Here is a 20,862-nt window from a genome sequence, read left to right as displayed (position 1 = left end):
ATCTACAATGCCAATGCAGTCATGATACTGGACTGGATGATCAACTCTGGATAATATAACGTCTTTGCAATCCACATCCATGGATAGGGCGGTTTGGCATTCTCCGAAAGCCACATGGATGCCATTTCAATGCGCCCCTCGGGGACAGGGTTTCCGTTCCTGCGCCAGATCTTGAGCGCCTGCAAGCAAAAGGCGGTTTCCTCAGCAGTAGGAAAGCCGAAGTAGCCCCATGCGCCATTTGCACTTTGATTCTTCAGGATCCAGTCAATGGCGCCTTGGCAGAGTTGAAGATCGTATTCGAGACATTCGATGACCACGTGCGATGTAATGTAGTATGGCGAAACATGCCATTTATCGAACCAGTAGCCGCCTTCGTTGCGGGTTTCGCGCAGGAAGTTGAGGATCTTCTGGATGCTGGGGTGGTCACGGTCGAAGCCTGCAAGTTTGAGCGCGCCAAGGATGTGAATATTCACGCCAACAGACGGGCTGGCTTCATGCTGTACACAGCGGAAATATTTTTCCTCTTCGTAGCTGAGGATCGATTCGATATCCGCTTCACGGCCGAAGCGCAGCAGCACCCGCTGTGTAACGCTCGTATCGTCGCTGTCATACATGGCGCAGTCGGAGGCAAAACCAATTCCCGTTTTAGGCACCCAGCGCTGCGAAAGGTAATCCATGTGCGATTCGATCAGGGCTGTTTCCTCGGGTTTGAAATTGTCCAAAAGCGAGAGATTCCACAAGACCCAGCAGCGTTCGAAAATATCGAACGGGGCGAAATTCGGCACGCCGCCATCTTTCGAAATGCTCTTGAGGTAGTTGAGCGCTTTTTCATCACCCGGCTTGAGATAACGCGCAAAGTAGGCGGTGGAGGATGGGCTGCAGCCCACGGAGCCGTTCGGCTCCTGCAAGTGGTCGATATCGAGCAGGTTGGTCGAATCAGTGCCGGCCATTTCGGCAGAAAAAACCGCGGTGATGTGACGGTTGATCTTTAATCCCGCCAGCTTGGCCATTTTGATCTCCCGTAATTTTTTCAGGCGGCCCAGAATGCGATCCCCCTGTTGTTTGATGATTCCCAGTTTTTCGGCTTCAGCAACGAGGGTTGGAGCGATCAATTCAAATCCGACGGTGGGTCCGCTGGGTGCGGAAGAAAGCCCTTGCGTGGCATTGTCGGTGATTTGCTCCAGCGCCAGCAGCCCGTTTTCGATCTGCTTTTTATCGCGCGCACGCCTGCCTTGGTGTGTAAGGGCGATCATCGCCGAAAGTGTGGAGACGACCCTGTCGTGATAGTAGTAGACATTTCTTGCTCCCCAGCTTCCATCGTGTAATTGATTTTCGCCGATCCATTCCAGGGCGTGGGAGCTCATGTCGTGGTCAATATCGCCGAGCCGCGCAACCCAGGCTGTATCGTAGGCGGTGTTCGACATCGTCCCCAAAGACATATCTCTGAGCAATTCAATCATTGTGCGCATCGTTGGACTCCGTTAAGTTATTTCCTGATCTCTGTATTTGCATACCAGATTCCGCCGCGCATCTCACCGACCCCGTAGGTTGCCTCGCGGTTGACTTCGTAGAACTTGCGCATCGCTTCGAAATCTTTTTGCGGCATGGTGAAATAGTCGGGGTCCTGCACGGGACGCAGATAAAGATAATCGTACAGGATGTTTCGCAGCTGGCGTTCATTCATATAAAGGGATGGAGATGCGGTGAAATATAAACTTTCCTCGCCCCAGCCCAGCATGGGATAATCGAACACGTTGAACTTTTCGAAGCCGATGAAGATATCGGCCTTTTCGATATATTCGCCGTAATAGGTTTCGATCATTTCCTCCCGTGTCGGGATCCTGCCTGTCTTTTGAAAGAATCTCACCGAAAGCTCTGCAATGCTTGAAGTAGCATCTTCAGCGCAGACGCCGTAGAACAACCTGCGCTGTTTGTGATGCGCGGTCTGTTGAGTCGCTTTGTCAAAGATCCCGCTGACATAGGCATAGGGAGTCGGCTCGAATTGTTTGCGATATTCGCCATAAAAATGGACTCGGATATCGTACTCTTCATAAAATTCGTGGAAGGCGGGGTGCTCAGCCAGCAGGGTCATGCCTGTGCCGATCTCGCGCATGTATTCTTCGCCGCGGTTGAATATCTCTCCGCCAAAAACGGGGGCGATGATCGTGTCGAGGCCGTAATCGAAGACCAGTTTATAGGTTGCGATATAGGCCTGCGCGGTGATATCCACATAGGCTTGTGCGGGGTTTTCATGGTCGCTGCGCCCGTGCTCGAGCAGGAACCAGCGGCGCGTGCCATTGAATGGGAACACAATGGACTTCGGGCCTTTGGCGCGCACGGCTTTTGCCACTTCTTCGGCGGGGAGGTTCAGGAATTCTTCGAGGGATGGGATGTTTGGATTCATGTTTTCTCGTATTTTCCATCTGCTTTTGGTTTCAACAGCTGGAGATTATCTCAATGACCTGATCAATGTGCGAATGATAAGACTTGTACTGGATACGACGATGTAATTATTCTCCTCCAGTTTGAAACCCAAACTTTTCTTTACATCGTACGCGCCGCTTCCCCAGCGCATGGCGGCGACATGTTTTTGGAAGGCGTCTTCCAGGCTTGCGTAGGTCAGCATCAGATACACGTAGGGGATGTGATCTGCCAGCCCCAGCGCAGTGGTCAGTTGGGTCTGGTTATCTTCAAACAGCGCGCCGCAGCCGACCAATATTCCGTTCTGTCTGGCTTCGAGCCAGGTGCCTTGCGCCATTTCAAGATTTTCGAGCAGGTTTTTCATCCACGGGTTGGGCGAATTTTTGTAGTGCCGTTCCACGTTATGGATGAGTTTGAGCGCGGCGTTCACATCTGTGACTTTGGAATGTTTCTCGATCGTGATGCCAAGTTTTTCCGCTTCGCGCAATGTGCGCTTGTAATGCTGGCGGTCTTTTTTATCACCGTCTTCCAGATAGGCTTCGAGGCTGTCCCAGCGGTTTTGCATGATCGTGCCCGGGTCGGAGAGTTGAACGGGCGTAAATTCACCCTGCCAGTTCGCGCTTTCCTCTTGGTCAAGAAAATCGAACACCAGCGCAAGATAATGACTTTGCCTGTTGATATTCAACGCGGCTTCGCTGAGCGCGTTGAGCGTTTCGTCATGCAGGGGGCCATTGGGCAGGATCAATCCACTGGCGTTGGAGAGGGGTGAGCGGCAGATGAGCAAGGGGCGTCGGCGCAGAGTCGACTCGGTGATGGTGCGGCCAATTCCGGGGGCGAGAGGAAGCGGTTCACTGCTTATCCTCCACAATGCGGCGCGGCCGACCAATTCATCCTTATGATAAGCCAGCAGGTAGGTCGGTCGGCAATCGTTCATGATGCGTTCGCCGAACCGATACCAGCGGTGACTTTGAAACGGCCGCCCCGCTGAAAGGTTATCCCATATCTGTTCACTTATCTCGTTGATACTTTGCGCTGTCTGAATGGTAAGGTTCGGTGTGATGCTGGTCACTCTGCAATTTTACTGCCTGTTTAGATAACTTCGTCATTTTGCATGCGAAATCTGCGCTAACAAATATGTAAAGTTGTGAAAATATTCCCGCCAATGCGGCGATGAAATCGGGAAGTTTTGCACTCGCCAGCGTGTCACTTGTCCTACAAGTTATTTTGGGTTGGATTTATACTTGGAGAAGGAAAAAATTACCGCGAAGAACGCAAAGATGAAATATTTTCCTGGCGTTTTTTTGCGGTTCAAAAAAGGAATTTAATATGACCCTCAACGAACAATACAACAAATGGAAAGAAAACACGCTCAAGAAGTCTTTGGAAAAGTTCAAGGAGCGGAAAGAGCGCTTCGAATATTCATCGGGACTTGAAGTGCCGCGCCTCTCGCTTCCGCCCGAAGCTGATTCTGCTTACGAAGAGAAATTAGGCTTCCCCGGAGAATATCCCTACACCCGCGGAGTCCAGCCGACGATGTATCGTTCGCGCTTTTGGACGATGCGTCAGTATGCGGGCTTCTCGACGGCGGAGGAATCCAATAAGCGTTATCGCTATTTGCTGGCACAAGGTCAAACGGGGCTGAGTGTCGCTTTCGACCTCCCAACTCAAATTGGGTATGATGCGGATGATCCGATCGCGCAGGGAGAGGTCGGGAAGGTGGGCGTGTCCATTTCTTCCATCCACGACATGATGCAGTTGTACGATCAGATCCCGCTCGATAAAGTTTCGACTTCGATGACCATCAACGCGCCCGCGGGCGTTTTGCTGGCGATGTATATTGCGGTGGCGAAGCGCCAGGGCGCGGACATGCGCCAACTGCGCGGCACGATCCAGAATGATATTCTCAAAGAGTACGTGGCGCGTGGGACGTATATCTTCCCGCCTGCGCCTTCGATGCGGCTCATCACCGATATCTTTTCATTCTGCGCAAAAGAAGTTCCGTATTGGAACACGATCTCGATCTCGGGCTATCACATCCGCGAGGCTGGCTCCACCGCCGTGCAGGAAGTGGCGTTCACGCTGGCGGATGGCATTGCCTATGTGGAAGCCGCGCTCAAAGCTGGCTTGGACGTGGACGCCTTCGCGGGTCAGCTTTCGTTCTTCTTCAACGCGCACAACAACCTGCTCGAAGAAGTCGCCAAGTTCCGCGCCGCGCGCCGCATGTGGGCACGGATCATGCGCGAACGCTTCAAGGCAAAGAAGCCATCCAGTTGGCAATTGCGTTTCCACACACAGACCGCAGGCTCCACGCTCACCGCGCAGCAGCCTGAAAATAATGTGGTGCGTGTGACGCTGCAAGCGCTTTCCGCCGTCCTCGGCGGGACGCAAAGTTTGCATACCAATTCAATGGACGAAGCCCTCTGGCTCCCCACTGAGAAATCTGTCCGCGTGGCGCTGCGGACCCAGCAGATCATCGCCTACGAATCAGGCGTCGCGGACTCGATCGATCCGCTGGCGGGTTCGTATCTGATCGAACACCTGACCGACGAGATCGAAAAAGGCGCGCTCGATTACATCGCCAAGATCGACGAGATGGGCGGCGCGCTGCAATCCATTGAACGCGGATTTATGCAAAACGAAATTCAAAACGCCGCCTATGCCGCGCAGCAGGAGATCGAACGCAAAGAGCAGATCGTGGTGGGCGTCAATCAATTCAACGTGGACGAAGTTCTCACGTTGGAACGTTTGCAGGTTGACCCGTCGATTGAGTTGGGACAGCGCGAGAAGTTGAAGAAGTTGAGAGAGAATAGAGATCAGAGAGTAGTGGAGCAGTTACTAGGGAAGTTGGTAGGACGCGGCCAAAGGCACAGAGAATTTGATGCCGTTGTTCATTGAGTGCGTGGAGAATGACATCACGCTCGGCGAGATCTGCAATACGCTGAGAGGCGTGTGGGGCGAGTACGTGGCGGAAGGGTTTTAGATGAATCCCACCGCCGTGATCGTTATTAATTTAGCCCTGCTTTTTTACTCCATCGGAGTCTGGAGTGAACGCAATTCAGGCTCAAAAGTCTGGCATACCGTTTTCTTTTGGCTTGGACTGGTGTGTGATACGTGGGGAATGGCATGATGTGAGACTATGTGGGTGGAATGAGCTACGACATTCACGGATTTGCAGGCCTGCGTGCCATTATCCTAATGCTTGTCCATGCAGTCTGGGCGACTTTCGTACTCATCAAGAAAGATGAAAAAATGATCGTAAGTTTTCACAAGTTTAGCATCTTTGTCTGGCTGATCTGGTTAATTCCTTATTTTAGCCCGATGGTCTTTCAAATGCTGGAAGCAGCGAAGTAGTATTGCATAATCGATGTTTGTCCGCGGCAGGAATGGCGGGAGGGCAGCCCCCTCCGCCCTAGCGGGCACCTACCACTCGCATTCGCTCGGGTACGCGTCCCCCAAATGGGACAACGAAACATATACAATTTTCATAATAAATTTTCATGTCCCATTTGGGGGAGGAACGCTACTTCTTTTCAAGCGGCCACGTAAGCTGGAACTCGATCTCTTCCGAAGAAGCGCTGCGCTCATGTTCGATGTTGATGATGGCAGCAGCGGGGATGGAAATCCGCTCGCCTGCTACTTGGATTTGAAACTTCTGTCCCTGCTCGATACAGTCCGCCAGACGCCGCAGTTTTTTGACAAACTGCTTTACGGGGTAATTCTTCTCAATGTCACGTTTACGTTTTTTCTTTTGTGCTGCCATTTGTAAACTCCTTTTTAGTAACTAATTTCCATATCCACATTGGGTGCAGAGCGATTCATTGAGGGGCAATTTCGAACCGCAACTGTCACAAGTCAATATCTGCTGGATGGTTGTTCCGCAGCTGTGACAAAACTTTGCGCCTTGAACAGTCTGCGTGGAACACCTGCGGCAAACAATACTGGATAAAAACACCACAGGGTTTGCAGTCACCTGCGGACGGTATGCAGGTCCCTGGGGATACGACCTGGTTGGGTATTGACGGCGCTTGTCATCATCGTCGTCATCGTGATCGTCATCTTTAAGGTCTTTGTCATGAAAGACTCCGCCGCTTTTTTGATATTTGCGCTTGCCAATTTCAAACAACTCTTCTAGAAAGTCCATTTTGAGTAATCTCCTGTTCTTATTGAAAGTTACAACAACCTGCTTGAATGATTCTGTCCACGCGCTGTTTTATTTCCGCGTTACCTTTTTGGATTTGGGAGGCGAATCGTTGACAATTTTAAAACCGTCATCGCTGCCCACCAAAACTTTTCGGCGGTTGGCACTGCTTCCCATTGCACGCTCGTGCGGATAGGAAAGTCGGTCAATTTCCAGACCATTTGCGTCAAACAAAATTGCTGTATCGCCATGGTTGTTCCAAACCTGACCAATCGTCCACAATAATTTTTTCAAGGCGCCCCACTCTTCTTGTGTTGCTTTTGATTCCAACTGCCCGCTCTGAACTTTTACGATCATGCCAGGCTCCAGCATTAAATCGCCTGTAAATGGATAAAACGCATGCCCACGCAGGCTGGCAAGCACCCAACCAGACATGGGTTGAGTAACAGTTCCACGATTGACGATGCTGACGTATTCGTGCAAGCCGTCATTTTTAACTTCTTTGATTTTTATTTTCGCGCCTTTCAACTGACCCATACGGACAACTTGTGAAGTTCGTTCTGGCATTTTTTCTCCTTTAAAAATAAAAAAAGACCACCGCCAGGAAGGCGATGGTCTTGCGTTTTCTTTCAAACAGCCGGGAAATCTCTTTCCGTCTTGACGGCTGTTCTTCCCGAAAAAGTCGGGCGCTACTCCCCATCGGAGTAATTACATTCTAAAGCATAAACTAGCGCCATTCGATTAGAGTACGTTAAGAATTTGTGCGCGGCTATTGTGCTTCAAGACTGTTTGTTTGAATTAGATTTCATCACAACTTTTACATTTTCTCATCATGCATAATACTCGTGTGGTCTGCATCTGCGGCAGGAATGGCGGGAGGAGCCCCTCCGCCTTTGCACTCTTCCCCAAATGGGAACGGAAGCCAGCATTTGGAGCAACCTCGCGTATGATGCCGAGCGAAGCAAGTATTTTGAGTCACTGGGGTATAAAGTAGTCCGCTTTTGGAATAATCAGGTGGAGAATGATATCAATGGGGTCATTCGGGCGATTGAATTTGCTTTGAATGATGAGCATTAGTCACCTTTGATACTTGATAAACCTGATGGCAGTTTGGTTTTAGGATAAAATACCCGCCTTATGGAATCTTCAAAAAGACTAAAAATATTCTTAAGCTGCATCGCTCTTGGCCCATTATTAGGCTTCCTGTTGACCAGTCTCTGGTTCGCGGGTGGAAACACATTTTGGAAGCAAATCGATTATTTCCCCTTTCCTGTTGAAAAGATACTGAATTTACAGCCGTATGGCAACGAGTTTTGGGTGGCGACAGTAGATGATGACATCTACCATGTTTTGTACCCATGTGTGGGAGCCGAAACCTGCTGGGAAAAAGTGGATACCGTTCCTGACGTGGCGCCGAGCGATGAATATGTAATTAGCGATAACACATGCGCGAACGATTATTTTGCCTACCCCTTGTCACATCCGATCAAGACCTGCATTTCTTCCACGACATTTGCGAAAGCTTCACAGAAAGACTCGGTAACTACAATTGAGAATTCCTGGAGGGTCGCACTCGCCCTGACGGATGACGATCGATTATGGATCTGGCAAAAACCCTGGGATTTTCCAGACAGGGTCCTCGCCTATAAGGTCTTTTTTACTTTTATTGGCTTGTCCATGGGGTTGATCATTGACACACTATTGGTTCGGAAGATTAGGTGACCGTTCTGCGGGCAGATGGTAAGGAGACGAATTTAGTGATTATATTGTTGAAGTAAATTAAGTCCGTAATCCCTCCAACATTAAACCAACTGACAGCCGCTCCAGGGCGGCTGTCAGTTTTTGTTTGTAACCCGAACTATTTCGATAAGGCGTTTAATTTCTATTTCTCAAAGATGAACGATACAAGCCTTGGCGGTTTGTGGCTGTCTTCCGCATGCCAGTATTCGTTGAAGTGGATAAGTTTGAAGTTGTTTTTCAGGGCAGTGTTGATAAATTCTGAGATGTGATGCACGAATACATCCACCTCGATGGTTTCATCACCGCGCTCGAATCTGGCCTTGGTACCCTGATACTGCTTGAAGGGATGCAGTTCGTTGATGAGGAATTTTCCGCCAGAGCGTAGAACACGTGCGGCTTCAGAGAATATGTGGGCAAGATCGGGGATATGCTCCAAAACCAGATTGCAGGAGATCAGATCGTAAGCCTTATCTTCGCAGGGCCATTGCTTTGTCAGATCCGCCATCGAAAAACGGACATTGTCGGCCCGTACCTTTTCTTTGGCTTTCTCGATCATGCCCTGGGAAAAATCCAATGCGTGAACGTTTCTGCCGATCTGGACGAAGAACTGGGTGTTCTTGCCAGTTCCGCATCCAAGCTCAAGGATGTGATCAAATTGTTGGTCCGCGAGCAGATTGCGGGTGAGTGTTGAATCAAGGTCGCGGGTCAGGTTTGTATTCGTATCGTAAATTCCCGACCATTCGTTGTATGCATCTTGAATGCCCATTTTCTTATTCCTCTAAATTTACGAAGTCGTTCACCACATGGCGAACGACTTCGTTGTTAATTTTTTGTTGGTCTGTTTTTCTAGTTTGAGCTTTTGGTTAACGCCGCTTCCATGATCTGCTGCACGCGAGCGGCGATACTGGATGGGTCTGGATGCAGCCCTTCCACGAGCAGGGCGCTATCGTAGATCTGCTCGATGATGATGTTTTGCAATTCAGAGCCTGCTTCTTGTTTGAGAAGGCTTTTGAGGATGTTATGCGATGGATTTAATTCCAGCACCTTTTTCGGGATCTCATATTCCTTGCCGAGATATTTGTAAACGCGCTGCATATCTGCGTTCGTGCTGCTGTCTGCATCGGCCAGGCGCGCAACCGATTGATATAAACGGGTGCTGGCACGCACATCGGTCACGCGTTCGCCGAGCACCTGCTTGAAGCGTTCGATCAATGAGTTGAAATCTGCGTCGGGGATCTTTTCTGCCTCGGCTTCGTCTTTCGGCTTTTGGGTTGTATCCACTTCGGCTTGTGCCACATTCTTCAGATCAAAATCCTTGTACTTACGCAAGCCCATGAGCATGAAAGAATCCATTGGGTCGGTGAGCAAAAGAACTTCAGTGCCTTGCGAATGGAAGTAATCCAAATGCGGACTGCGCAGCACAGATTTGGGATCTTCGCCGACGATGTAGAAAATTTCCTTCTGCCCATCTTTCATGCGCGAAACATATTCTTCGAGCGAGGACCATGCTTCAGGGTTCAGATTGGTCTTGAAACGCAGAAGCGAATTAATGGTTTCGGCGTCTGCGGGGTTGGCGGCGATACCCTGTTTCAGATACACGCCAAATTCCTGCCAGAACGTCTGATATTTTTCGGCGTTGTTTTTGCAAGCAGTTCCAATTCGCGCATGACCTGGTTTGTTAGAACCTTTTTCAGCTTCGGCATCAGCCCACTTGACTGAACAGTTTCACGGGAGACATTGAGCGGCAAGTCCTCCGAGTCCACCACGCCTTGCACGAAGCGCAGATATTCGGGCAGCAGATCCTTGTTGTAGTCGTCGATCAAAATATTGCGCGAATACAATTTCAGGCCGTCTTCTTTTCGTAACGCAAAAATTCCACGCTCGGCTTTTGCGGGGATGAACAAAAGCGCATACAGTTGCACGGGCGCATCGGTGACCATGTGTGTGTGCAGCAGCGCATCTTCAAAATCGAGAGTGGTCTGACGGTAGAACTCTTTGTATTGCTCCTCTTTGATCTCCTGCCGCGAAGTGCGCCAGAGCGAGGTTTGTTTATTGACCGCTTCGCTGCTCTCGCCCATATAAATGGGGAAGCCGATATAATCCGAATGTTTATGGATGATGTTCTTCAGACGGAATTCCTCGGCGAATTCAGAGGCATCCTCCTTGAGCTTGATCTCGATCTTCGTTCCTCTCTCGCTCATGTCTGATCCGCTGATCTGATAGTTGTCCTCACCCGTGGCATACCAACTCACCGCTTCAGCTTCTGGATTAAACGATCTTGATGTGACCCGCACCCAATCGGCCACCATGAACACGGAATAAAACCCAACCCCAAATTGACCGATGACTTGCGCGAAATCAACCTTTTGATCTTTGGTGGCATCCAGGAATTTGCGCGCGCCAGATTGGGCGATGGTTCCAAGGTTCTCGATCATTTCGTCCCTGGTCATGCCGATGCCTGTATCCTGAATCGTGAGCATGTGCGCGTCCTTATCCACTTTGATGCGGACATGCAATTCGGCGTTTGAATCCAGCACATTGTGATTGGTGACCATTTCGAAGCGCAGACGGTTAAGTGCATCGGACGCATTCGAGAGTAGTTCGCGCAAAAAAGACCTCGCGATCTTTGTACAACGAGTGAATGAGGATGTTCAGTAGTTGTTTTGTCTCGGCTTTGAATGTAAATTGTTGAGGTGTTTCATTTGTCATGGTTGCCTCCTGGGTAAATTGTTTCCAAATTTTATATCGCCCATGTGAATGTGACGGTAAGAGTTTTGTTAGAAAAACGTCAATGGCGAAGCGCGGTACGTCTTTATAACAAGAGAGATGAATGATGAAAAAACTCCTGCCTGTGTGTATTGTACTGTTGATTTCGATAATGGCATGTAATTTGCCTGTGACGACTCCCACTCCAGCCCCTGACCTGTTCCAGACGATGCAAGCCAGTACGCCCATGCCGACCATTCCCGTTAATTCAACGCTGCCTGCCATCGCCCCGACGGGCGAGCCGACTGGGAAGATTGCCTTCACCTGCCAGGTGTTCAAAGAGATCAACCGTGAACAGATCTGCATCGTGAATGCGGATGGTACAGGCTACCGCCGATTAACCCCTGAAGATTCCATGCGCCACTTTTACCCGTCCATCTCACCGGATGGGGGAAGCGTGATGTATTCCGCGCTTAACGAGCAAAGTAAACACTACGAGATCTATGAGCTGGTGCTTGCGACAGACGAGATCAAAGTGCTGACCTATTCCCTCGGTGACCTGAACGCGCCTGAAATATCGCCTGATGGAAAATCGATCATCTTCACACGTTTCTTCGATGATCCCGAGCATCCCACGACCTGGCTGATGGATCGCGATGGCAGCAATCCACGACAGGTGTCCGATGTCAGCGCGTGGGACCCGACCTGGTCGCCGAATGGGGCGCAGGTTTTATTCGCATCCTACGCGGAAGGTCTGAGTCAGCTTTTTGTCATCAATGTGGATGGAACGGGGCTGCGTCAGGTCAGCAATTTGCCAGCCTTGCGCGGTCGCAGCGACTGGTCGCCCATGGATTTGGTTGTCACGTATTCGGGAAAACCGTGGGAGCGAGAACTTTTTGCCATGAACCCCGATGGCTCCGCGCTGCGCCAGATTTCTCCTGCAGGTGGAAATTCTCAAGGCCCATCCTTTTCGCCAGACGGTCAATGGGTGGCGTTTACCGCCTACTTTGACAGATACGAGGTACACGGTTGTGAGATCTACATCGTACGAGTCGACGGCACTGACTTGCGCCGCCTGACCGATAACGAGTACTGCGATTACCAGCCGCGGTGGGGGCCGTAAAGCGGCACTTTCCTCGAGCAAAAAGACATCCTTGACGCTGTAATTTCGACACGTATAATCGCCCTCATGATTTCTGGACTTGATGGCATGCGGGCAATTGCCTTTCTTTGGTTCTTGGCCTCATACGGATATTCTGAGTTTGGCTGGGTGGGATTGCAGTTATTTTTTGTACTTTCGGGTTTTCTCATCACGGGCATCCTGTTGAGAATGAAGAATTCCCTTGGCAAGCGCGAATATTTCACCAAGTTTTATGGCAGACGTTTCCTGCGCATTTTTCCGTTATATTATTTCTATCTTTTCCTTTTGTTTGGGGTCAATTTCATGGCTCCCAACATGGGTTTCAGCCGCTGATCAACGAGTTTGGCGGAAAGTTTTGGACACAGTTCTGGCCTTCGGTTTTTATATCTACGACTTTTTCATACGACTATTGCCTTTGAACATTCCCGTTTTTTACCCATTTATGGTCGTTATCTGTTGAAGAACAGTTTATATCTTGTGGCCGTTGATTTTGTTTCTAACGCCCAAGACACAATTGAAAAGCTTTACCGAGCAATCATTTTGGCCCGCTGATGCGCGGCCTTATTTATTTGATTTACACCTACTTTCGCGCCCCTTTTGATCGATATGCCCGATGTTGCCTCTACGCCATGCCTTTTTCGCATATCGATGCCTTTGCCTTTGGGGCGTACGCTTCCCAGTTTGAGATACCCCGTCCGCGTTTGCAGCTTATCCTGGCTGCGATCCTTGTACCTGCAATCGGACTTGCGACTCAATATCTGGTCGAAGGCCGTGGGAACACGCTCGGGCAGGAGTTCCTGTGGTTGACCATAGAATATCTGGGGATATTCATTGCTGAATATCTTTTATGGTCACTATTTACAATGTCGCAAAATGGGATTTGGAACACCCTTGATATTGCACCTTGCGATATCTGGGCAAGATTTCATACGGACTGTATGTCTATCACACGGGTGTGATTTGGTTCATTCTGAAATTTAGCAACACCATTGATGCGGGTGCGCCCAGCCTTTATTATTTTTCGCTTGTGGTGACGATCCTTGTTGCGAGCTTGAGCTATTTCCTGTTCGAGAAACCCATCAATGACTTCAAGGATAAATTTTTCCCGCTATCATCGCATTCCTGATGAAAAGTGTTCCGCCTAGTACGAGATCATGTCACCCACGTATTCTTCATTAACCCAGATGGTATATCGCCCCGGGGTGTACACACCGAGCGTGAGATTCCCTTCGAATTGCTGGAAAACATCTTCACAATTTGAGCCTGGGTCCACGACGCTGTAGATCTCGATGAAGACTTGATATGTCTCATTGGGTGGATTAACTTTACACGCAACTCATGACACGCACTTGGCATGGATCCGAGCATATTCAAGTCCACACGCACGGGTGAAAGGTCAGATCGTTCTGAAAGGTTGATGGATGTGATAATGACACCCGCTTGCTGCCTGCCCAGGTCTTCAGGTTTGGGCGCATATGGATTGTCCTCCTGGGAAATGGCAAAGGGTGAACCTGCCGTGGGTGTTGGATCAAGCCCAGGCGGAGTCAGACACGCGCTTAACGTCATACAAAGGATGATTGCGTAGATATATCTCATTCTTCCTTCAAAGCCCTTTCAACTGCTGCTATCGCATGGATTTTGGTGGTGGGGAAGAGCGGCACGCTGCTATCGTTTTGTTTGACGAGCAATTCGATCTCGGTGCAGCCGAGGATGATGCCTTGTGCCCCTTGTGCGACCAGCGTTTGCATGATGCGCTTGTATTCTTCACGCGATGCATCGACGATCTTCCCCTGCACCAGTTCATCATAGATCACACGGTGGATGATCTCCCGATCTGCTTCGTTTGGCACGAGAACATCCAGCCCAAAGTTTTCGATCAAGCGGCCTTTGTAGAAGTCATGTTCCATCGTAAAACGTGTGCCAAGAAGACCGATTCTTTTTATCCCCGCCGCTACAATGTTTTCTGCGGTTGCATCTGCGATATGCAAGAAGGGAATTTTCACGTTGGCAATGATTTGGTCGGCGAGTTTGTGCATGGTGTTGGTGCAGAGCACAATAAAACCCGCGCCGCCGCGTTCGAGGTCTTGCGCGCATTTCACCAGGATTTGCCCCGCTTCATCCCAGCGATCTTCATGCTGCAGCTTTTCGATCTCAGCGAAATCCACGGTCACCATCAGGCTTTTTGCAGAATGCAATCCACCCAGTTTTTCCTTCGCCGTTTCATTGATAATGCGATAATACTCGATGGATGATTCCCAGCTCATCCCGCCGATCAATCCGATAGTTTTCATGATTCCTCCCGCTTCAATTTGACTTGCTCAAATAAGTGCGGTGCGATGACGTAGATCCCGCTTCCACTCACGGCGACAGTTGAATCTGCCAATTTGATTTCTCCTGTGCTGACGATTTTTCTCTCGCCGACCTCGGTGATGCGTGCCTCAGCGAACAGCGGCTGATGGAGCGGGAGCGGCTTGCGGTAGTTGATATTGATGTTTGCAGCCACTACCTTGTGTCCCGCTGCCCAAACCACCAGCCCCATGACTTCATCTAATATCGCCGCAGATGCTCCGCCGTGGGTATGCCCAGGCGGACCTTGATGCGCTTCATTCAACGTGAATTCGGAAGTGAGGATGCCATCGTCGTCTACAAACATGGTGATGCCAATGCCGTGCGGGTTTTCGTTTCCGCATACAAAGCACCAGCCGTGATAGGGAATTTGTCTTTTCATGGTTCTATTTAACCACAAAGGGGAAGCCGTGGTGGTATTTCAGGCAAAAACCTGTTTTGTGCTAGAATCCACGAATGATGATCCATGTCAAGCTGATCGCCAATTACCGTGATGCCCTGCCGCCCGAAGCGAAGCATGGTGTAGTGGAATTGGACGTCCCCGATGGGACGACGGTCTATGAAGCCATCTCCCGCTTTGACATCCCTCTCAATGATGAGAGCGTGATCGTATTGAACGGCCTGACCGTGGATATGAACACGCCGCTTAAAGAAGGTGATATGGTCACCGCATTTTCTGCGATCGCTGGCGGATAAATATTTAAACACGAAGGACACAAAGTACACGAAGGAAAAGACTTTAGGCTTTTGACCTTTTTCATCCTTCATCATTCATCCTTTTCTCAACAGGAGTTTCCTATGTACGGCTGGCACCTCAGAATATTACGTGTAAACCTCACTACTCATAAAGTCACCACCGAAGATGTTGACCCGAAGATCGCGCGCGATTATCTCGGCGGGCGCGGATGGGCGATCCATTATCTGTATAAAGAAATGGATCCGATGGCAGATCCGCTCTCCCCTGAGAACATCCTGATCTTCGCCACCGGCCCGCTGACCGCAACTCCCGCGCCGACTGGGAACCGCTACATGGTCGTCACCAAGTCTCCGCTGACGGGTGCGCTGGCGCACTCCAATTCGGGCGGCGAATTCCCAACGTGGATGAAGCGCACGGGATTCGATATGTACATCTTTGAGGGGAAGTCGCCCGAGCCTGTGTATCTGTTTGTGAACGAGGACCAGATCGAGGTTAGGTCCGCGGCGCATGTTTGGGGGAAGGATGTGCATGAGACCACGGATATCCTAAAGGCAGAAACATCCGAAGAAGCGAGAGTCGCATGTATTGGACAGGCAGGTGAGAACCTTGCATTGATGGCAGCGATCATGAATGATAAACATCGCGCAGCGGCTCGTTCTGGTGTTGGCGCGGTGATGGGTTCAAAGAATCTCAAAGCCGTTGTGGCGATGGGAAATAAAAACCCGCCGCTGTACAACCCGGAAGGAATGCGCGCGTTGAGCGTGGACACATCCAAGAATGTGGGTGCGGATGTGAAGAAGGGCTCGAACATGCGCATTTACGGAACGTCGTATGTGCCGCAAGTGACCAACACGCTGGGCATTTTGCCGACGCGTAATTTCCTGCAGGGCACCTTTGAAGGTGTGAATAACATTGATGGTGACGCGCTCAAGAATCAATATTTGATCCGCCATACCCCTTGTTATCGCTGCCCGCTTTCCTGTGGACGCCTCACCGAAGTACCTGATGGCCCGTACAAAGGCAAAGGTGAAGGTCCTGAGTACGAGACGATTTCGTCGCTGGGAACAGGCTGCGGTGTGAGCAACCTCGCCGCGCTGGTGAAGGCGAATTATCTGTGCAATGAATACGGCATGGACACCATCACCACCGGCATGACGATTGCCGCCGCGATGGAAATGTATGAGAAGGGATATATCTCTGAAGAGATCATCGGCATGCCGCTGAAGTTTGGCGACCACGATGCAATGATCGAAATGATCAAGAAGATGGCGTATCGTGAAGGCTTTGGAAATGACCTCGCGCAGGGCAGTTATCGCCTCGCGGAAAAATATGGTCATCCCGAAATTGCAGTCACCACACGCAAGCAGGAATTCCCCGGCTACGATCCGCGCGGCTCGCAGGGCATGGGCTTGCTGTATGCAACATCGAACAAGGGCGCGTCACACATGGAAGGTGATGTGGCATACGAAGAAGTCTTTGGCGTGCCTGTCAAAGAGAATCCGCTCACAACCGAAGGCAAGCCGGAACTCGTCCGTCACTTTGAAAATTCATTCGCACTGATGGATAGCTCGGGCTTTGTGCGTCTTTGTTGCCATTCGTTACGCCTTCTCTAAAGATCGCATGATCCTGCCCCTGCGCGTCACCGAAATGATGAACCTCTCCACAGGCGCAGAATACACTCCCGAAGAAGTGATGATCGCTGCTGACCGCGTTTATACCCTTGAGCGCATGTTCCTCATGAAAGCAGGCTCTACGGAAGATACACTTCCGCACCGCATGTTGCACGAGCCGCTTCCTGATGGCCCCGCCAAAGGCAAGGTCGTGGAACTCGATAAGATGCTGCCCGAGTTTTACAAACTCCGCGGCTGGGATGAGAAGGGTGTTCCCACCAAAGAGAAATTGGAAGAGTTGGGATTGCCATTGAATTAGTTCGTAGACCCTAAAGGTTTCTAACCTTTAGGGTCTTTTTTATCAAAAAAACTCTACATTACAAGCGGAGGGAACACATCATGGCAAAAGTCTTCATTTCATATTCGCGCAAGGACATTGACTTTGCGAAGAAGCTCACCAGCGAGTTGCAAAAGACTGACCTCGATTTTTGGGTGGACTGGGAAGGCATCCCGCCGACTGTGGATTGGTGGCGGGAAGTGGAGAAAGGTATTGAGGAAGCGGATGTCTTTATCTTCCTGATCAGCCCTGATTCGGCTGTCTCAAAAGTGTGCGGACAGGAAATTGACCACGCAGTAAAAAACGGCAAGCGACTGATTCCGCTGGTGGTGCGTGATATCAAAGAGGACGAAGCGCCGAAGCAGCTTGGACATTTGAACTGGATCTCCTTCCGTGAGAGCGATGACTTTGGCACATCGCTCAAGAAACTACTGGAAGGCATCCATACGGATTACGAATGGGTGCAGAGTCACCGCCGCTTGCAGGTCAAGGCGTTGGAGTGGGAGCGGAATAACAAGGAAAATAGTTTCCTCCTGCGCGGCAAGGATTTGCAGGATGCCGAATTTCAGCTCGCGACGAATACATCGAAAGAGCCATACCCCACCGACTTGCAGCGGGAATATGTGTTCAAGAGCCGCCAGTCTTGGGATAGGCAGCGACGGACTATCACAATGATTTCCATTGTCAGTGCAGTGGTGATGACGGCGCTGGTGGTGTTGACATTGACGCAACTCAACACTGCACGTGCTCAGACGCTGGGAGCCAAAGCACAAGCCGCGTTAGCGGAAGAGAACTACAACGTAGCTATGCTGTACGCATATCAATCCAGTCAAATCCATGAAAACGACACAGCAAAAACTGTCTTGGGTCAACTACCTTATAAGAATTTTGCATTGGGGAAGGCACTACATGGGCATCTGAGTTGGGTTACAAGCGTTGCGTGGTCGGCAGATGGGCGTTTAGCGTCAGGTTCTTGGGATGGTTCAGTCATCATTTGGGATGTCAAAACAGGAAGCCCTATTCAAACTTTGAGAGAAGAATACACTGCGAACACCATTCCTGATGTTTTGCCTAGTGTTACAAGCGTGGCATGGTCTTCAGAGGGACAGCTTGCTACTGGGCTAGACGATGGAAGAATCATTATTTGGAATCTCGGCACAAATAAACCATTGCAAATTTTACATTACTACTCTACTTATGTATCAAGCGTGGCATGGTCGCCGGATGGTCAGCTAGCCTCTGGGTCCAACGATGACACTGTAATTATCTGGAATCTAGAGACTGGTAAACCTGCTCAAATTCTACATGGTCATACAAATGAAATTACCAGTGTCGCTTGGTCGCCTGATGGGAAATTAGCGTCTGGATCGTGGGATAAACTTGTAATTATTTGGGACTTAAAAGCAAGTAAGCCTGCTCAAACCCTAAAAGGTCACACACAGGTTGTAAATAGTGTAGGTTGGTCGTCTGTTGGACAGCTGGCTTCGGGTTCCGGTGATAACACTGTGATTATTTGGAATCTTGAAAATAATCAGCCAGCCAAGACCTTTAAAAATGATAGTTTCGTTTATAGTATGGCTTGGTCTTTGGATGGAAAAATATCTTTAGGCTCACGGGACGGGGTAATAAAAATTTGGGATCCTGTTACGGGTAAATCTGACCAAGCCCTAAAAGGGCACACCAACTCGATCGTGAGTTTGGCGGGGTCTCCAGATGGAAACTTGGCTTCTGGTTCACGGGATAGCACAGTAATTATTTGGGATTTGAGTATTCAGCAGTTTTCTCAGACGCTGAATGGGTTAACAGCCTATCTTGATAGTCCCAAAATGTTCAGGGATGGACGTTTGGCTTCAGGGTCGGATGATGGCACAGTAATCATCTGGGACACTCAAACAGGCAAACCAGCGCAAATTCTGAAGGGGCATACAGATGCTGTAACAAGTGTAGATTGGTCTACCGATGGACGTTTGGTGTCAGGCTCAGCTGATAGAACTATAATTATCTGGGATTTGAAAACAGGTCAACCTGCGCAAACTTTAAAAGGGCATACAGATGGAGTTATAAGTGTTTCTTGGTCTCCAGATGGAAAACTAGCCTCGGGGTCATGGGATGATACAGTAGTTATCTGGGATTTGAAAACTGGAAAGCCAAGTCGAATATTAACAGGATATGCAGGTGCTGTTTTTAGTGTGGATTGGTCGTTTGATGGGCAATTAGCCTCTGGTTCATCTGATGGAACAGTGATTGTCTGGGATCAAAAAACAGGCAATCCTGTCCGAATGCTTAATGGGCATACAGATGCTGTAACAAGCGTAGATTGGGCACCAGATGGAAGGTTAGCTTCTGGCTCTAATGATCAAACAGTAATTATTTGGAATTTAGAAACAGGCCAGCCTGTGCAGGTTTTAAAAGGGCATACAGATTATGTAGTCAGTGTAGATTGGTCATCTGATGGACGACTGGCTTCTGGTTCGCACGACAACACAATTGTCATTTGGGATCTGAAAACAAGCCAACCTTCTCAAATATTAAAAGGGCACAAAGACTTCATAAAGAGCGTGTTTTGGTCACCTGATGGGCGGCTGATTTCCAGTTCGACTGATAATACAATCAAGATTACCAGAGCAGACCTGCTTGGCGGAGATATATGTAGTAACCTATTTCGGAATATGACTATTGACGAGTGGCTAGACACGCAAGGTATTCTTTATGTTTACCAGCCTGCTTGCCCTGATTTATATAATCCAAGTGATTACAGCGTGAGCAGTTGGCTGGATATGGCAGAAAACGGTTTGATTAGTTTGGGGTTTCCTAAACCAGTTGTCACGGTGGTTAGGAAACTTTCTTATTTTCTGGCGATGACTTCAATCATAGGTGCTTTGTTGGTGGATCCGAGCTCTTCAAACTTTGAGGGTATTCTTGAAATCGTAAAAAGACTACTCACCACATGGGATGGGCGGGCGATGATGTTGTTCAGTACACTAGTGTTATTGGGGATCGTGTACTTGGTGGTGAAATATGTCTATAAATTTTTCGTTTGGCTTTGGTACAAGGTGCGAGGTCGCAGGGCAATGGCGACATAATCGTAATTTCCATATCAGGCAGTCTGTCCCAACCTGCCGATTGAGCCGTGATTGCCAGTTCCTGCCTGCTGGGATATGATTCCCGTCATGAATCATCCTGTGAGTGAAAACGAATCTCCAGCCAACCTCCTCTGCAAAGCCTGTGGACTGTGCTGCTCGGGCCATCTTTTTTCCTGGGTGCGGCTCAATGCTCCTGAACTGGACCCCGTGCAATCCCTCGGTGTGACTGTGATCCGCGATGACCCGCGTCAGCGCGGATTTACGCAGCCCTGTCCGCTTTGGGATGGGGTTTGCACGGTCTACACCTCGCCGCACTATCCGCGCAGCTGCAAGACGTATAGATGCAAAGTATTCAAACAGCTACTGGATGAGGATATTTCGTTCCCCGATGCAATGACGGTCGTTCAAGATACCCTGAGCCTGATCCGCGAAATTGAGCCGCTTCTCCCCGCATCAACGGCGGTCAGCTTTCGTGAGCGGGTGATCGCTTACAAAGAAGAGTTGGAAGCAAATAAAGGCGGGCACACAACAGCAGAACAGGAATTTTTGAGCAAGACCGCGGTGCTGCTGGTCCGCTATGAAGATTTGTTTGGGGTGGATGATTTTATTGATTATGATGCATGACGCTCTATTTTTGCTTGAA

At 49.7% G+C, this 20,862-nt stretch carries 22 protein-coding genes and 1 pseudogene; 12 read left to right on the top strand and 11 right to left on the bottom strand.

From position 1 onward, the window contains the following. Positions 1–2: 2 nt before the first annotated feature. Genes IPI86_RS05955 through IPI86_RS05945 form a run of 3 tightly spaced genes read right to left on the bottom strand, consistent with a single transcriptional unit; the run spans position 3 to position 3,490 of the window. Entirely contained in the window at positions 3–1,469 is a 1,467-nt protein-coding gene (locus IPI86_RS05955; RefSeq protein WP_345297078.1) for a cyclase, read from the bottom strand. A 17-nt stretch (positions 1,470–1,486) separates the two neighbouring features. Beyond that, positions 1,487–2,404, bottom strand: a complete 918-nt coding sequence (locus IPI86_RS05950) for a diterpene synthase (RefSeq protein ID WP_345297077.1) — start codon at positions 2,402–2,404, stop codon at positions 1,487–1,489. Positions 2,405–2,449: 45 nt separating this feature from the next. Then, a complete protein-coding gene (locus tag IPI86_RS05945) occupies positions 2,450–3,490 on the bottom strand; it encodes a hypothetical protein (protein WP_345297076.1) in 1,041 nt (346 codons plus the stop codon). 257 nt (positions 3,491–3,747) lie between these two features. On the opposite strand from IPI86_RS05945, the pseudogene IPI86_RS05940 reads away from it, so the two are divergent. The 3 genes and pseudogenes from IPI86_RS05940 to IPI86_RS05930 all read left to right on the top strand — a co-directional run bounded on the left by IPI86_RS05940 (position 3,748) and on the right by IPI86_RS05930 (position 5,772). Next, positions 3,748–5,401: pseudogene (locus IPI86_RS05940) on the top strand (methylmalonyl-CoA mutase family protein). Further along, a complete protein-coding gene (locus IPI86_RS05935) occupies positions 5,402–5,548 on the top strand; it encodes a hypothetical protein (RefSeq protein WP_345297075.1) in 147 nt (48 codons plus the stop codon). A gap of 20 nt (positions 5,549–5,568) precedes the next feature. Beyond that, positions 5,569–5,772 carry an HsmA family protein gene (locus tag IPI86_RS05930; RefSeq protein WP_345297074.1) on the top strand — a complete coding sequence of 68 codons (204 nt, stop codon included), beginning with the start codon at positions 5,569–5,571 and terminating at the stop codon, positions 5,770–5,772. 169 nt (positions 5,773–5,941) lie between these two features. Here IPI86_RS05930 and IPI86_RS05925 read toward each other — a convergent pair whose 3' ends face one another. The 3 genes from IPI86_RS05925 to IPI86_RS05915 form a co-directional block, all read right to left on the bottom strand. Continuing rightward, positions 5,942–6,181, bottom strand: a complete 240-nt coding sequence (locus IPI86_RS05925; RefSeq protein WP_345297073.1) for an amphi-Trp domain-containing protein — start codon at positions 6,179–6,181, stop codon at positions 5,942–5,944. A gap of 21 nt (positions 6,182–6,202) precedes the next feature. Next, on the bottom strand, positions 6,203–6,562 hold the full coding sequence (locus IPI86_RS05920) for a zinc ribbon domain-containing protein (protein WP_345297072.1): 360 nt from the start codon (positions 6,560–6,562) through the stop codon (positions 6,203–6,205). A gap of 69 nt (positions 6,563–6,631) precedes the next feature. Beyond that, positions 6,632–7,192, bottom strand: a complete 561-nt coding sequence (locus IPI86_RS05915; RefSeq protein WP_345297071.1) for a lamin tail domain-containing protein — start codon at positions 7,190–7,192, stop codon at positions 6,632–6,634. 504 nt (positions 7,193–7,696) lie between these two features. On the opposite strand from IPI86_RS05915, the gene IPI86_RS05910 reads away from it, so the two are divergent. Then, a complete protein-coding gene (locus IPI86_RS05910) occupies positions 7,697–8,281 on the top strand; it encodes a hypothetical protein (RefSeq protein WP_345297070.1) in 585 nt (194 codons plus the stop codon). 160 nt (positions 8,282–8,441) lie between these two features. Here the strand turns inward: IPI86_RS05910 and IPI86_RS05905 are convergent, their stop codons facing one another. From IPI86_RS05905 to htpG, 3 genes are all read right to left on the bottom strand, one after another. Then, a complete protein-coding gene (locus tag IPI86_RS05905; protein WP_345297069.1) occupies positions 8,442–9,065 on the bottom strand; it encodes a class I SAM-dependent methyltransferase in 624 nt (207 codons plus the stop codon). 80 nt (positions 9,066–9,145) lie between these two features. Beyond that, a complete protein-coding gene (locus tag IPI86_RS05900) occupies positions 9,146–9,898 on the bottom strand; it encodes a hypothetical protein (protein WP_345297068.1) in 753 nt (250 codons plus the stop codon). Then, entirely contained in the window at positions 9,889–10,908 is a 1,020-nt protein-coding gene (htpG, locus tag IPI86_RS05895) for a molecular chaperone HtpG (RefSeq protein ID WP_345297067.1), read from the bottom strand. Before htpG ends, IPI86_RS05900 begins: the two co-directional genes overlap by 10 nt. Before the next feature lie 221 nt (positions 10,909–11,129). On the opposite strand from htpG, the gene IPI86_RS05890 reads away from it, so the two are divergent. From IPI86_RS05890 to IPI86_RS05880, 3 genes are all read left to right on the top strand, one after another. Next, the gene (locus IPI86_RS05890; RefSeq protein ID WP_345297066.1) at positions 11,130–12,128 is read left to right on the top strand and encodes a hypothetical protein; all 999 of its coding nucleotides are present in this window, start codon (positions 11,130–11,132) and stop codon (positions 12,126–12,128) included. A gap of 87 nt (positions 12,129–12,215) precedes the next feature. Then, the gene (locus IPI86_RS05885; RefSeq protein WP_345297065.1) at positions 12,216–12,479 is read left to right on the top strand and encodes a hypothetical protein; all 264 of its coding nucleotides are present in this window, start codon (positions 12,216–12,218) and stop codon (positions 12,477–12,479) included. Between the two features lie 571 nt (positions 12,480–13,050). Further along, the gene (locus tag IPI86_RS05880; RefSeq protein ID WP_345297064.1) at positions 13,051–13,272 is read left to right on the top strand and encodes a hypothetical protein; all 222 of its coding nucleotides are present in this window, start codon (positions 13,051–13,053) and stop codon (positions 13,270–13,272) included. Positions 13,273–13,738: 466 nt separating this feature from the next. Here the strand turns inward: IPI86_RS05880 and IPI86_RS05875 are convergent, their stop codons facing one another. Both IPI86_RS05875 and IPI86_RS05870 read right to left on the bottom strand, forming a co-directional pair. Continuing rightward, positions 13,739–14,437 carry an aspartate/glutamate racemase family protein gene (locus IPI86_RS05875; RefSeq protein ID WP_345297063.1) on the bottom strand — a complete coding sequence of 233 codons (699 nt, stop codon included), beginning with the start codon at positions 14,435–14,437 and terminating at the stop codon, positions 13,739–13,741. Continuing rightward, positions 14,434–14,874, bottom strand: a complete 441-nt coding sequence (locus tag IPI86_RS05870; RefSeq protein WP_345297062.1) for a PaaI family thioesterase — start codon at positions 14,872–14,874, stop codon at positions 14,434–14,436. The genes IPI86_RS05875 and IPI86_RS05870 overlap by 4 nt, the downstream gene beginning before the upstream one ends. A 74-nt stretch (positions 14,875–14,948) precedes the next feature. On the opposite strand from IPI86_RS05870, the gene IPI86_RS05865 reads away from it, so the two are divergent. The 5 genes from IPI86_RS05865 to IPI86_RS05845 all read left to right on the top strand — a co-directional run bounded on the left by IPI86_RS05865 (position 14,949) and on the right by IPI86_RS05845 (position 20,843). Further along, complete coding sequence (locus tag IPI86_RS05865; protein ID WP_345297061.1) at positions 14,949–15,188, top strand: MoaD/ThiS family protein; 240 nt, start codon at positions 14,949–14,951, stop codon at positions 15,186–15,188. Positions 15,189–15,290: 102 nt separating this feature from the next. Beyond that, complete coding sequence (locus IPI86_RS05860) at positions 15,291–16,802, top strand: aldehyde ferredoxin oxidoreductase family protein (RefSeq protein WP_345297060.1); 1,512 nt, start codon at positions 15,291–15,293, stop codon at positions 16,800–16,802. Then, positions 16,765–17,118 carry an aldehyde ferredoxin oxidoreductase C-terminal domain-containing protein gene (locus tag IPI86_RS05855; protein WP_345297059.1) on the top strand — a complete coding sequence of 118 codons (354 nt, stop codon included), beginning with the start codon at positions 16,765–16,767 and terminating at the stop codon, positions 17,116–17,118. Before IPI86_RS05860 ends, IPI86_RS05855 begins: the two co-directional genes overlap by 38 nt. Positions 17,119–17,198: 80 nt before the next feature. Then, positions 17,199–20,219 carry a TIR domain-containing protein gene (locus IPI86_RS05850; RefSeq protein ID WP_345297058.1) on the top strand — a complete coding sequence of 1,007 codons (3,021 nt, stop codon included), beginning with the start codon at positions 17,199–17,201 and terminating at the stop codon, positions 20,217–20,219. An 87-nt stretch (positions 20,220–20,306) separates the two neighbouring features. Beyond that, positions 20,307–20,843 carry a hypothetical protein gene (locus tag IPI86_RS05845; RefSeq protein WP_345297057.1) on the top strand — a complete coding sequence of 179 codons (537 nt, stop codon included), beginning with the start codon at positions 20,307–20,309 and terminating at the stop codon, positions 20,841–20,843. The last annotated feature ends 19 nt before the right edge of the window (positions 20,844–20,862 follow it).

The sequence above is a fragment of the Candidatus Villigracilis affinis genome (assembly GCF_016705895.1).
Lineage (GTDB): Bacteria > Chloroflexota > Anaerolineae > Anaerolineales > Villigracilaceae > Villigracilis > Villigracilis affinis.
Note: the sequence above shows the minus strand (reverse complement) of the source record. Positions and strands in the feature narration are given on the sequence as shown.